Source organism: Nostoc sp., from assembly GCF_036917395.1.
Classification (GTDB): domain Bacteria; phylum Cyanobacteriota; class Cyanobacteriia; order Cyanobacteriales; family Nostocaceae; genus Nostoc.
In genome coordinates, this window is the sequence record NZ_JBALDI010000060.1 from 94,172 (window position 1) to 106,982 (window position 12,811).

11 protein-coding genes are annotated in these 12,811 nt (G+C 43.7%); 7 read left to right on the forward strand and 4 right to left on the reverse strand.

The genetic code is table 11. The annotated features are described in order from the left end of the window. Positions 1–51 precede the first annotated feature (51 nt). The 6 genes from V7K46_RS21145 to V7K46_RS21170 all read left to right on the forward strand — a co-directional run bounded on the left by V7K46_RS21145 (position 52) and on the right by V7K46_RS21170 (position 5,843). Entirely contained in the window at positions 52–183 is a 132-nt protein-coding gene (locus V7K46_RS21145; protein WP_335116497.1) for a hypothetical protein, read from the forward strand. Between the two features lie 216 nt (positions 184–399). Then, positions 400–1,797 (forward strand): tetratricopeptide repeat protein, encoded by a 1,398-nt coding sequence (locus tag V7K46_RS21150; protein ID WP_335116499.1) that lies wholly within the window; start codon positions 400–402, stop codon positions 1,795–1,797. Beyond that, the gene (locus V7K46_RS21155) at positions 1,794–2,804 is read left to right on the forward strand and encodes an aldo/keto reductase (RefSeq protein ID WP_273764200.1); all 1,011 of its coding nucleotides are present in this window, start codon (positions 1,794–1,796) and stop codon (positions 2,802–2,804) included. The genes V7K46_RS21150 and V7K46_RS21155 overlap by 4 nt, the downstream gene beginning before the upstream one ends. Positions 2,805–3,181: 377 nt before the next feature. Continuing rightward, positions 3,182–3,823, forward strand: coding sequence for an HAD family hydrolase (locus tag V7K46_RS21160; protein WP_335116501.1), 642 nt, complete (start codon positions 3,182–3,184; stop codon positions 3,821–3,823). A 408-nt stretch (positions 3,824–4,231) separates the two neighbouring features. Beyond that, positions 4,232–4,825 (forward strand): HD domain-containing protein, encoded by a 594-nt coding sequence (locus tag V7K46_RS21165; protein WP_335116503.1) that lies wholly within the window; start codon positions 4,232–4,234, stop codon positions 4,823–4,825. A 25-nt stretch (positions 4,826–4,850) separates the two neighbouring features. Then, a complete protein-coding gene (locus tag V7K46_RS21170; RefSeq protein WP_335116505.1) occupies positions 4,851–5,843 on the forward strand; it encodes an ABC transporter substrate-binding protein in 993 nt (330 codons plus the stop codon). A 389-nt stretch (positions 5,844–6,232) separates the two neighbouring features. Here V7K46_RS21170 and V7K46_RS21175 read toward each other — a convergent pair whose 3' ends face one another. Further along, complete coding sequence (locus V7K46_RS21175) at positions 6,233–6,385, reverse strand: lmo0937 family membrane protein (protein WP_335116507.1); 153 nt, start codon at positions 6,383–6,385, stop codon at positions 6,233–6,235. A 129-nt stretch (positions 6,386–6,514) separates the two neighbouring features. Then, the gene (locus V7K46_RS21180; protein WP_335116509.1) at positions 6,515–7,855 is read right to left on the reverse strand and encodes a hemolysin family protein; all 1,341 of its coding nucleotides are present in this window, start codon (positions 7,853–7,855) and stop codon (positions 6,515–6,517) included. 670 nt (positions 7,856–8,525) lie between these two features. Between V7K46_RS21180 and glgX the strand changes: the two genes are divergently transcribed. Further along, on the forward strand, positions 8,526–10,652 hold the full coding sequence (glgX, locus tag V7K46_RS21185; protein WP_335116511.1) for a glycogen debranching protein GlgX: 2,127 nt from the start codon (positions 8,526–8,528) through the stop codon (positions 10,650–10,652). 164 nt (positions 10,653–10,816) lie between these two features. On the opposite strand, the gene V7K46_RS21190 is transcribed toward glgX, so the two are convergent. Together V7K46_RS21190 and V7K46_RS21195 are read right to left on the reverse strand one after the other, a co-directional pair. Next, a complete protein-coding gene (locus tag V7K46_RS21190) occupies positions 10,817–11,197 on the reverse strand; it encodes a hypothetical protein (protein WP_335116513.1) in 381 nt (126 codons plus the stop codon). After that, a complete protein-coding gene (locus V7K46_RS21195) occupies positions 11,194–12,783 on the reverse strand; it encodes a GMC family oxidoreductase (protein ID WP_335116515.1) in 1,590 nt (529 codons plus the stop codon). The genes V7K46_RS21190 and V7K46_RS21195 overlap by 4 nt, the downstream gene beginning before the upstream one ends. Between the last annotated feature and the right edge of the window lie 28 nt (positions 12,784–12,811).

A 12,811-nucleotide genomic window follows, 5' to 3' on the forward strand; every position in this document is an offset into this window, starting at 1 on the left:
CAGGCACTCTCTTTACGGCACGAAACTGTGCACCAAATCAAAGAGAAACGGATGCCTCCTCCAGCTGGTATTTTTGATGAGCAAGAGCGACAACAGCTAGTTGAACTCGCCCACACATTTGCCCAAGCAGGTGATCAGGCTCTCGCTTACGAAGGTGAAAAAATAACTTCTGGAAAAAACTAACACCAACAAAAGTAGTTGTGTGTCTTGGCGTTTTCAGAGGCGATCGCAACTCCTAAACTGCTTAATTTTGAGAATAGCGATCGCCATCACATGAGCATTTGTACGAAATTCTTAATCAAATCATTATTAACTCCGGTAACACGATTGAGATACAGTAGTCTATAGCCTAGCTTTTGCAAAGTTATGCTTGTAGCAGTGCAATGCTCTGGGAAACCAATGGTAAAAGATGCATTTGAACTCGAAATTACTACCGACTCATCAGCAGCAGTAAATGCCATCGATAGCTTTGTCGATCAATTATTGGGTGTTGGTAACGATGCCCAAGTTATTCTCAAAGCAGTTGAGGCAGATCCAGCCTGTGCGATCGCCAATGCTCAAGCTGCCGCCTTTTATCTGTTTGCTGGTGGCTCTGTTGCCTTAACTCAGGCGACATCTTATCTCAATGTGGCAAAAGCAAACCTCACCCACGCTAATGATCGCGAAAAACTTTATGTTGCTGCAATTGAAGCATGGGCAAACCGAGATATTGCCCAAGCGATCGCTCACCATGAAGCGATCGCTGATAGCTATCCCCGCGATTTAGCCTCGTTGCATGTTGCACAATACCACTATAGAAATTCCGGTAACAGTCAAGGGATGCTGCGAATTGCCGAAAAAGTTTTCGCCGCCAATCGTCACAACCCGTATATCTACGGAATGTTGGCCTTCGGGCTAGAAGAGTGTCATCGTTTAGCAGAAGCAGAAACATATGCCAGGCAAGCGATCGCCCTGAAACGAGATAACCGTTGGGCACACCACGCCCTTGCTCATGTGTTAGAAACTCAAGGGCGCTTAGATGAAGGGATCGCCTTAATGGAAAGTCTCAGCGATACCTGGGAATATGGTAGCCCAGTGTTTTACGGACATCTTTGGTGGCACACATCCCTTTACTACCTGGATGCAGAGAATTTTGCCAAGGTAGTAGAAATTTATGACCGAAACATTTGGGGACGTGCCGAAAAAGACAATAGACGCGAACAGATTAATGCGATCGCATTATTGTTGCGGCTAGAGTTACGCGGTGTAGATGTCGGTTCGCGCTGGCAGGAACTTGCTGCTTACCTGCAACCACGGCTACACGAACACGTCCTCGCCTTCCTAGATTTACAATACATCTATGCACTGGTGCGGGGCGGTAAAGATGACTGGGCGGCACAGATGTTAGAGAGTATGCAAACTCATGGAGAGAAAGTCTTACCCTACGTGCGGCGTACTTGGCTAGAGGTAGGAGTACCAGCTGCTACGGGGATGATTGCTCATGCTCGTGGAGATTGGGAGAGGGCGATCGCTCAACTAGAGCCAGTGTTACCAGATTTATACTCCACAGGTGGATCTCATGCTCAACGAGATTTATTTGAGCAAATTTATCTTGATGCACTGATTCGCGATCGGCAGTATCACAAAGCCTTGAATGTCCTGGAAAAGCGCAATGCTGCCCGTGGCAATATTCCAGTGATTCAGCGGGAATTAGCTAATACTTACAGCCAGCTAGGACACATCGATGAAGCAAATCAAGCTTCTCAACTTGCTTTAGAACTATCACAACGTTATCAAAAAGTAGAGCAAACAGTATGACGACATACGTAAATCTGGGAAAAAGTGGACTGAAAGTATCACGCCTTACTCTAGGTACTATGACTTACGGTTCTCGGAAATGGCGAGAATGGGTACTAGAAGAAGAAGAGAGTCGCCCGTTTATTAAACTAGCTTTGGAATTGGGGATTAACTTCTTTGACACCGCCGATGTTTACTCTTTAGGTGCCAGCGAAGAAATCTTAGGACGGGCGCTTAAGGATTTTGCGAAAAGAGATCAAGTTGTCATTGCTACCAAAGTCTTTAATAAAATCGGTGATGGACCTAATGATCAAGGTCTATCTCGCAAACATATTTTTGATAGCATTGATGCCTCATTACAGCGGCTACAAACAGATTACGTCGATTTGTACCAAATTCACCGCTGGGATTACGAAACGCCCATTGAGGAAACCCTAGAGGCACTGCATGATGTAGTCAAATCAGGTAAAGTTCGTTACTTAGGAATCTCAAGTGTTTACGCATGGCAGTTCGCCAAAGCCCTTTACACGGCTGACAAACACGGCTGGACTCGCTTTATATCTATTCAAAATCACTACAATTTGGTTTATCGAGAAGAAGAGAGAGAGGTGATACCTTTATCTCTAGATCAAGGAATTGGGATCATTCCCTGGAGTCCTCTAGCACGAGGCTTTCTGGCGGGAAATCGCAGCAAGCAAAGCTATGGGGAAACTGTGCGGGCTAAAACCGATGAATTTGCTCACAATCTCTACTATCAAGATTCGGATTTCCAAATAGTCGATCGCGTCGTAGAGTTAGCCCAAAAACGCGGTGTTAAACCAACACAAATTGCCTTGGCTTGGTTGTTGCATCAACCGGGTGTAACGGCTCCGATTGTTGGTGCTAGTAAGATAGAGCATCTCAAAGAAGCAGTGGAGGCGGTGGATTTGAAGCTTTCCGATGAAGAACGCAAGTTCCTTGAAGAACCTTACACACCCCATCCCATCTTAGGACATCAGTACCCAACCGCCTCTGCCAGTCGCCCATAGCAATATCTGGTACTGGGGAAGAAGTAAGGGAATAGGTAACAGATGATAGGGAACAGATTTAGGACTAGCCCTTTCAAGGTGGGTAAAAATTTAGCTCAAGAAACTCCTATTTAACCTGTTGACTCTGTGTTCTCTGTGGTTAAACAAAAGACTTTTTAACCGCACAGACGCAAAGAACGCAAAGAGAAAAAAGAGATTTTACAAATCACCTTGAAAAAGCTAGTCCTAGATTTATGAACTTTTCTGTTTATCCCTTGGCGCTTTTGGCGACTGGTGAACCCGAAGGGCGGTAGCCTGCGGCAAGCCGCTGCGCGTCTACGATAATTTTTATTAACTCAAATAGGATTACTATAGTTGACCAAAAATCAATAATACGAGTGCCGACAGAACTGGTTATTTTTGACTGTGACGGAGTATTAGTAGACAGCGAGACATTGGGCAATCGCGTTCTTGTCCAATTTGTCGCAGAATTCGGACTCGCGTTGGAGCTTGAAGAAGCCATTTTATTATTCAAGGGTTGCAAAATGGCTGATTGTGTTGCTGTCATTGAGCAAAGGCTTGAGCAGAAATTGCCGCAAGATTTTGTGACTCAGCTTCGTGCCCGCACTGCCGAAGCATTCGAGCGTGAACTGCTTCCGGTGGTTGGGATAGAGGCGGCTTTAGACGAAATCAATCTACCTATCTGCGTTGCTTCCAGTGGGCCACTGGAAAAAATTAAGTTAGCTCTACGTGTGACTAACTTACTACCTCGATTTGAAGGACGTATCTTTAGCTCCTATGAAATTGGAAGCTGGAAGCCAGCACCTGACTTATTCTTATATGCAGCCAAAAATATGGGAGTTCAGCCTTCATCTTGCACTGTTGTAGAAGATAGTGTTTTGGGTGTGCGTGCAGGTGTGGCCGCTAATATGAAAGTTTTAAGGTATACCAATCAGAGTGAGGCTACTCTATTAGAGTCATTTGGAGTAACTGTCTTTCACTCTATGTGCAAACTGCCTTGTTTGCTGTCACACCATTAGTTTATAGGTTGAGTAATGTAAGAAAATTTAACCCAGCTCGCTTAACTAAGTACACTTTTGCGTAAAAGCGTAGCGTTTTTATTATAGAGGGACGCATTAGCATTGCATCAAGATACATTGGCATTGTAAGAGGACACATTAACATTGCATCAAGATACATTGGCATTGTAAGAGACACATTAACATTGCATCAAGATGCATTGGCATTGTAATGAGACACATTAACATTGCATCAAGATACATTGGCATTGTAGAGGGACGCATTAACATTGCATCAAGACGCATTGAAACTGTAAGATATTGTCAAATTTAATTCACTACAAATTAATTAAATGCTGTACTAAGTTGCAAAAAATAACTCGCATTGGATAAACAAAGAATTTTGAGGTTTACATCAGGAGGAATGTAATGTCAAACTCATTTACAGAAAGACCTATTGCCACCTATACAAGAATGGCAGATGGAACAAAGGAGGATTATTTGCTGTTACAGGAACACTCTAAGCCTTTGTTGAATCAGGTTGGAGATCGCGCCTTGACACTTTTAGTTGGCTTACAAGAGAGTTATCCAGGAAATCTAATTGATCGCTATCAGCATTCGCTACAAACGGCAACACGGGCTTTTCGGGATGAGGCACAAGAAGAGGTCGTGGTGGCTGCGTTGCTTCACGATATTGGAGATTTACTAGCACCCGTAAATCACGCCCAGCTAGCAGCAGCCATCCTCAAACCTTATGTAAGTCCAGCTACCCATTGGATAGTTGAACATCATGGGATTTTCCAAGGCTATTATTTCTGGCATCATACAGGACGCGATCGCCATGCTAGAGAAAAGTTTCGAGGTCATCCTTACTTTGATTGCACCACTGAGTTCTGCCATAAGTGGGATCAAGAATCATTTGATCCAAACTATGATACTCTGCCACTGACTTTCTTTGAGCCGATGGTACATCGGATCTTCGCTCGTGAACCTTGGGGTCAACATACAAAACAGGAATTATAAAAGTATCGGAGTGTAGAAGTCAAACATGATTCAATTCAACCATGCCAACAAAACACTTATGCTGTTTGCTGCATTCCTCCCTTTGCTAGGACTGTATGGGTGTGGGCAGGTAGCCAGCCCGCAAAAAACGGCAACTGTTGATCTGTCGCAAGTCACTGTGGTGCTAGGCGATCAAGTCGGTGGCACGCGGGCCCTTGTTGAAGCCGCCAATGCACTTGAAGGTGTACCGTATAAATACAAATGGGCAAGCTTCCAGGGGGCAGCACCTTTGTTTGAGGCGCTGCGTGTGGGTGCAGTCGATACCGCGCCCGCCGGCGATCTTCCAGTTTTGGCCGCAGCCGTAGGTCAGACACCACTGAAGATCCTTGCAACCAGGGTCAGCAAGGGCGAAGGACTTGGCATCATCGTTCAGGCTGATTCTCCCATCAAAGGCGTAGCTGACCTGAAGGGTAAGACTGTGGTAGTATCCTCGGCGCGGGGCAGTGTCTCGCAATACCAACTCTACGGTGCGCTCGAAGAGGCTGGTCTTAAACGCACTGACGTAACGGTTAAATTTGTGCTGCCGACCGATGCGGCTGCGGCTTTTTTATCCAAGAGGATCGAAGTGTGGGCGACCTTTGATCCCTACTTCTACGTGGCGCAGGAAAGTGGTGGGCGGGTGCTGCGCGACGGTAAGGGCATCAACAGTGGATTGTCGTTAATCACTGCAAGCGACGATGCCCTGGCCGATCCGGGCAAGCGGGCGGCGATCGCTGATTTTTTAAAGCGGTTGAACAAAGCCAATGATTGGGCGATCGCGAATCCAGACGCCTATGCTCAGGTTTACGCGAAACTGTCGCGCTTGCCACTGAATACCTCCAAATCCATTACCCAGCGCGGAGCGCGAGAGCTACGCCCGGTCAGCGATGACGATATCCGTGCATTGCAAACCGTGGCTGATCGTTCCTACCAGGACGAAATCCTGCCTACACGGATCGAGGTGCGTTCCATCGCTAACCAAAATATTTGGACGAAATGACGCCATTTAGTCAAAATTCGGCTATCTGGTTTAACTTGCCGTCAAGTGACAGTTGGGGGACAAGTACCTGTCTGTTGCAGACTTAAACAAAGGCGAAACAGGCGATCACGACGCAATACAGTAAGAAATCAGATTAATTAATTCTGGTTGGGTGAAGCCACAAAGGTAAGCTCTTGGTATTTTAGGAGGGGTGCGATCGCTCTTAGAGAGTGTAACATCTGAAAGCTTTAAGTCTTGTCAAAGGCGATCGCCATTCGAGACTGGATGAAGGACAGTCGCTGGTGCTCCACAACCAATAATCACCTTATTAACAAAACTACTATTGGGCTATGTAGCTTCTTATGCAGCTAACTGAGTTAAAAGTCATGAACGTATGATCATTTATTCATCTACATAGCACGGCTTTTAGCAAAATTATAGATAGCAAGCCCTATGGCTACAATTAACAATATATGAATTAAATTTCCAGCGATATGAAGTGCGAGTCCTAATGCCCAAAAAGCAAATAGTACTACTACAATTCCCCAAAGTATACCCAACATATTTTTGCTCTGAGTCAGGTGATTTTTTCTAACTCAGACATTTTAATGGTTACCTCAGTTAAATTCTATTTATCTTAAGACAGATATCCGAATTCAAATCATCTTCCTTTGGAAATAAAAAATTAAAAATCAGACAGCCTTTGAATGAGTGCTTACACGAGCAACCAGCACTTTATCAACTCGGTTACCATCCATATCAATTACTTCAAAACGTAGTCCCACCCACTCAAAATATTCAGCAGTAGAGGGAATATGCCCAAGCTGGTTCACAATAAAACCCCCTAAAGTTTGATAATTGATTCCTGCCTGTGGTGGTAACTTTTTGAGGTCGAGAATTTCTTTCAACTCGTCAATGGGCAATAGTCCATCTAACAACCAAGATCCATCCTCGCGTTGTACAATCTCAGGGTCAGTTAGGTCTTCACTCGACGGGATATCACCCACAATCGCTTCTATAATGTCAGTGAGTGTAACCAAACCTTGTGTCACACCATACTCATCCACGATTAAGGCAATGTGAGTCCCAGATTTCTTAAACAAATCCAGGAGTTTCAAAGCATTCATACTTTCTGGCACATACAAGATTGGTTTTAATAAGGCTTGCAATTCAATCGGTTGAGTTGGATTATGAGCTAAAAATTCTTTGGTTTGTACAACACCTAATAAATTATCAACGCTATCCTGTCCAACAGGAAAGAAATAATGCATACTTTTGATGACTTGATGGCGGACTATTTCAAGCGGCTGATCAATGTCAAGCCATTCCATCTCTGTACGTGGTGTCATAAACGCACTAACTCGTCGATCGCCAATACTAAACACTCGCTCCACTACATCTTGTTCGGCTGACCCCAATAAACCTGCTTCATGACTAGCTGCGACTAAAAGTTTCAATTCTTCAGTAGAATGAAATAATTGTTCGGCATTTCCTGGTTGCAAGCCGATAAGTTTGAGAACGAAATTTCCGATATTATTCAAACCCTCGACAGCTGGGCGAAATATAGCTAAGTATAGTTCTAACAGATTAATCACAGCGAAGGCAGTGCCTTCTGTACGTTGAAGTGCCAGACTTTTAGGAGCTAATTCTCCCAAAACGATATGGAGACAGGTAATGATTATGAATGCTACAATCACTGATAGGGTATGGGCGCTCAACAAGGCCAAGGATTTCGGCAGCCAGTGGAAAGCAGGCTCAACGATTACAGCTAGTGCTGGTTCTCCAATCCAACCTAAGCCCAGAGAAGACATAGTAACGCCAAGTTGAGTTGCTGCTAGATAAGAATCCAAGTTGTTGACTGCACGTTGTAAAGCCTTTGCCCGAGGATGTTCTTCAGCAACTAGCTGCTCGACACGACTACGACGTAAAACGACTAAGGCAAATTCTGCTGCCACAAAAAAGCCGTTGGCTAGTACCAAGAAAATTAGGGCTAGTAACTTGCTTGCTGTAAGCAAATTAAGTTGGCTGTTCATAAATAATTTCAAGTTTTGTTGACAGACTATTAAATATATTTAACTCTAATTAATTAGATTGAGCGTGGCAAAGTAGATGTAATCAGTAAGTGCGATGTCTCTAATACTTGCCACCGTCAATCGCCACTCATGCTTTAATTTTATAGTTATCACTCCTAGTGCTATACAACCGCCTAGCAACATTCGTTTCAATGTGCCTTTTTATTAGTATTAACAGATACATTAAGCAAATACTATATGAGTCAATCCAAAAATTGACATTAAAGATGCACAAAAGATGTTTTAAGTAAATCTACACGTTGACTGAGATAAATTACGTCATTTTGGTAGATGTAAATGTCCGCTATTTTTGAGAGAACTATTAGAATTGAAATATTTGGCAAATAAACTTCTTAGCAAATTTATGAGTCAAGTATGAGTCAAGTAGTAATAATGGCCTTCTCAATATTGATATTATCAATTGACAATACCAAAAATTATCTTCTAGCTGGAAGTGAAAACCAATCCTTGTCATCTGCTGATAAGACTTTTTAATTATAAAAGCTCTATGATAAGATTTCCTTAATTCAAATTTGTTAGCTTTCATGTTGAAATTAACTTACAGAAATTACTATTCAACACATCTTCAAGTTTGTTAGTAACAGTAAAATTAGCTTTTGGTATTTCACTTATGTATGTATCTGTATGGCCGGGAAATGTATATCCCTTGGGTGCTAGTTGGGATGGCAAAGGCACGAACTTCGCTTTATTTTCCGAAAATGCAACAGGTGTAGAACTTTGTTTGTTTGATGCTGATAATCAGGAAATTCGCTTACCTTTAACAGAAAAAAATAATTTTGTTTGGCACGCTTATTTACCAGGAGTTGGCCCCGGACAACGCTATGGGTTTAGAGTACATGGCCATTGGGCCCCAGAAGCTGGTCATCGCTTTAACCCTAATAAACTACTAATTGATCCCTATGCCAAGGCAATTGATGGGGAAATTAACGAGAGTTCAGCTATTTTTGGCTATCCTTTAGATGCACCAGAAGAAGACCTAGCTTTTTCAGATTTAGATAATGCCCAAATTATGCCAAAGTGTGTTGTTGTTGATCAGTCCTTTGATTGGGGAGACGACAAACCACTTGGTAGGCCGTGGCACGAAACTATTATTTATGAAACTCACGTTAAAGGTTTTACTAAGTTACACCCGGATATTCCAGAAGAATTACGTGGTACTTATGCAGGGCTGGGACATCCAGCGGCAATTCAATATCTCCAACAACTAGGAATCACATCTGTAGAATTGATGCCTGTACATCACTTTTTATCTTCTCCAGGATTTCTGGTGAATAAAGGACTGAAAAACTATTGGGGTTACGATTCCATTAATTATTTCACACCCCACTCCGGTTACAGTGCTAGTGGCTCACTCGGAGAACAAGTGACCGAGTTTAAGCAGATGGTAAAGGACTTACACTTTGCTGGCATTGAAGTAATTTTAGATGTAGTTTATAACCACACTGGCGAAGGCAATCATTTAGGACCAACATTGTCGCTGCGAGGCATCGATAATAGTGTGTACTACCGCTTGATCAAAGATAACTCTCGTTACCACATGGACTTCACAGGTTGCGGCAACTCTCTGAATGTGCGTCATGCCCAAGTTCTGAAGTTAATCATGGATAGTCTGCGCTATTGGGTAACAGAAATGCATGTTGATGGCTTTCGCTTTGATTTAGCTTCGGCATTAGCGCGAGAACTATATGAAGTAGATAATCTCGCAGCTTTTTTTGATATTATTCATCAAGATCCAGTTCTGGCAGATGTGAAGCTGATTGCTGAACCTTGGGATTTAGGAGAAGGCGGTTATCAAGTTGGCAATTTTCCTTTACGTTGGTCTGAATGGAATGGCAGGTATCGTGATACTGTGCGGGATTTTTGGCGTGGTGAGGATGATAGCCTCGGACAATTTGCTTACTGTTTTACTGGTAGCCCTGATCTTTACCAAGCAAACGGGCGCAATCCCAGTGCCAGTATTAATTTCATCACTGCTCATGATGGGTTCACGCTCAATGATTTGGTAAGTTACAACCAAAAGGATAATCAGGCCAATGGCGAAGATAACCGGGATGGGGAAAGTCATAACCGATCTTGGAATTGCGGTGTAGAAGGAGAAACCCTTGAGCCAGACGTGATTCGCTTACGGGAACGTCAGCGGCGCAACTTTTTAGCAACTTTAATGCTATCTCAAGGCATACCCATGCTATTAGGAGGAGATGAAATTGGTTTTAGTCAGAAGGGTAACAACAATGTCTACTGCCAAGACAATGAAATTTCCTGGCGTGATTGGAGTTTACAAAAGTCTAATGCTGAACTATTAGACTTTACCCGCCAACTGATTAATTTTCGTCATCAGCATCCAGCATTTCGACGGCGTAAGTGGTTTCAAGCCCGTCCGATTTACGGTTTGGGTATTAGTGATATTGGTTGGTTTAATGCCGATGGTAGTGAAATGACAGAAAAGCAGTGGCTAGTTAGTTATGCCAAAGCTATGGAAATCTTCTTGAATGGCGAGGGCATTGTTACTCCTGGCCCTCGCGGTGAACGTATTATTGATGAGAGCTTTCTGCTGTTTTTTAATGCTCACTACGAAACGATTGAGTTTGCCTTACCCAATGTTTTCCAGGACAGAGAATGGGAAATAATTATTGACACCAACGAATCTCGCTTTCTTAACTCAGGAAAATTGATTATGGGTGAGCAAACTGTGCCAGTTACAGACCGCTCTCTGATGGTGTTACGTCGTCTTTCTTAGTAGCACAAAAATCTCAGGAGTTATAGTGGTTCTCAGTTGGGGGCAATATAGTAGCAATCTGATTTAATTTTGTGAAAAAATATAACTATATATATGTAGGGTGCGTTATGGAGATTAATCCAAACGCACTAAAGCTTTTGGACGGTGCTTTATACCATTTTAGCTTAGGTAACTTGGATTTCTCCACCTTGGGATTTTGACAGCGCCTGTAGTTCTTCCCAAGTGTAGTGAGTGGGTAGTTCAATTGGTTTGTGATCAGCTCCTAATCGCAATCCAGTAATCGGCTGGAGTTCTTCAATGAATTCCTCAGTGTACGCTACTAGCTGATTACCTGCAACGCCACCAGCGATCGCTCCTGCAACCCCACCGATCGCAGCACCTAGTTTACCCGCAATTGAGCGACCCAGTGCGGCTCCTGCTACGCCACCCCCCACAGCTCCTAAACTTGTAACTATAGGATGAGAATCCGTTGCATCTGAGGCAATTTGTTGAGATTCAATCTGTGATTGTTGTTGTTTAATTTGCTGTTCATCGTTTGTCATCATGTTCCTCCTTTTGATTTCAAGCGTTCAGCTATGCGGTCGCCAACCCGCAATGCATTCGCCATAATTGTTAATGTCGGGTTAGCACCTGAATTTGACGGAAAGAAACTACTATCAACCACATAGAGATTATCGACATCATGGGTACGGCAATTGATGTCAAGGACTGAGGTTTTAGGATCTGTGCCAAATCGGCAAGTACCGCATTGATGGGCAACTGCTTGTTCTGGTATAGTAGTGCGGGGATAAATACTAAATGGTAGGACGTGTTTAGCGGAGTTAGGAATTGACTTGAGTACAGATGTCCAACGATGGATTAAGCGATCGCCTGCTTCGGTATTGTTGAGTGTATAGTCAATGTAAGTCTTCTCACCCACCACTCGAATTCGATTATTCGGGTCTGGTAAATCTTCTGTTTGCAACCACCAGCCCACTGAACGCTCGGCAACTAGATGTAGCTCAAACTCAGGAATCAGTTTAATAAACGGAGCCATCAGCGGCGGAGCCTCGCCGGGAATCATATCAGTTAGGACGTTGCCAGTATTTTGCACCATCCCCATTGGATAAGGAAAATCCGGCTCTCCCCAATAAAAATCGTTGACGGCGATCGTTTTCTGAAAGTTGGCACGATTTACATTTAGATGTATGGAAACGATCGCAGTTTCCAACTGTTTCATATAATTGCGTCCCACCTGATCGGAACTGTTTGCTAATCCATTGGGATGTTTGTCATTAGCAGAGCGTAAAAGCAACAGAGCCGAGTTAATAGAGCCACAAGCAACAACTACAATATCACTTGCAAACCAATGTGACTCTCCGGCAATTTCAGTTTCTACACTCGTAACCTCTCGCCCCGACTCACTGGTATGCAGCCGTAAGACTTTGGCATTAGTTAAAAGGGTGAAATTAGCATACATTTCGCGGGTGGGACGAATGGCATTAACATCAGCATCGGCTTTTGCATCTACCAGACAGGGGTATCCATCAAAAGTATCGCAGCGAATACAGGGACTTTTAGTGCGATCGCTTTCATTGAGTTTTAATCCCAGTGGTAGATGAAATGGGTAGTAACCTAGTTCGCGGATGCCATCAGCCAATTCCTGCATATCCGGCTCATGACTCACTGGCTCATAGGGATATGGTTCACTACGAGGTGGTTCGGTTGGGTCTTCCCCTTGCTTGCCATGCACATCATACAGCTTTTCTGCCTGGGTATAGTACGGCTCAAAGTTTGAGTACTTGAGTGGCCATTCTGGAGAAATTCCTCCCTTGTGAATTACCCTTTCAAAATCTCGCTCGCGTAATCTAATCAAGGCTGCACCGTAGAGTTTGGTATTGCCGCCAACCCAGTAGCCTGTCTGCGGTTTAAAGGTTTTGCCTTCCTTGTTATACCATTCCTCATCTGCGTGGTAGCGATGTTTTTGATAAACTTCCCCTGGACTCCAGTTAGCTTTCTCTCTCGGTAAAAAGTCGCCTCGTTCCAGCACTAGAATTTTTTTACCTGTAGGTGCGAGGCGGTGAGCCAGTGTCCCTCCACCTGCTCCCGTACCGATAATGATGATGTCGTAGTGTTCAGTGATGTTTGTCATATATGCAGGAGATGCAAAATTACTCTTG

Coding starts and splice junctions, on each gene's coding strand:
- V7K46_RS21145 (WP_335116497.1), top strand. CDS start 52: ATGCCTCCTCCAGCTGGTATTTTTGATGAGCAAGAGCGACAACAGCTA.
- V7K46_RS21150 (WP_335116499.1), top strand. CDS start 400: ATGGTAAAAGATGCATTTGAACTCGAAATTACTACCGACTCATCAGCA.
- V7K46_RS21155 (WP_273764200.1), top strand. CDS start 1,794: ATGACGACATACGTAAATCTGGGAAAAAGTGGACTGAAAGTATCACGC.
- V7K46_RS21165 (WP_335116503.1), top strand. CDS start 4,232: ATGTCAAACTCATTTACAGAAAGACCTATTGCCACCTATACAAGAATG.
- V7K46_RS21170 (WP_335116505.1), top strand. CDS start 4,851: ATGATTCAATTCAACCATGCCAACAAAACACTTATGCTGTTTGCTGCA.
- V7K46_RS21175 (WP_335116507.1), bottom strand. CDS start 6,385: ATGTTGGGTATACTTTGGGGAATTGTAGTAGTACTATTTGCTTTTTGG.
- V7K46_RS21180 (WP_335116509.1), bottom strand. CDS start 7,855: ATGAACAGCCAACTTAATTTGCTTACAGCAAGCAAGTTACTAGCCCTA.
- glgX (WP_335116511.1), top strand. CDS start 8,526: ATGTATGTATCTGTATGGCCGGGAAATGTATATCCCTTGGGTGCTAGT.
- V7K46_RS21190 (WP_335116513.1), bottom strand. CDS start 11,197: ATGATGACAAACGATGAACAGCAAATTAAACAACAACAATCACAGATT.
- V7K46_RS21195 (WP_335116515.1), bottom strand. CDS start 12,783: ATGACAAACATCACTGAACACTACGACATCATCATTATCGGTACGGGA.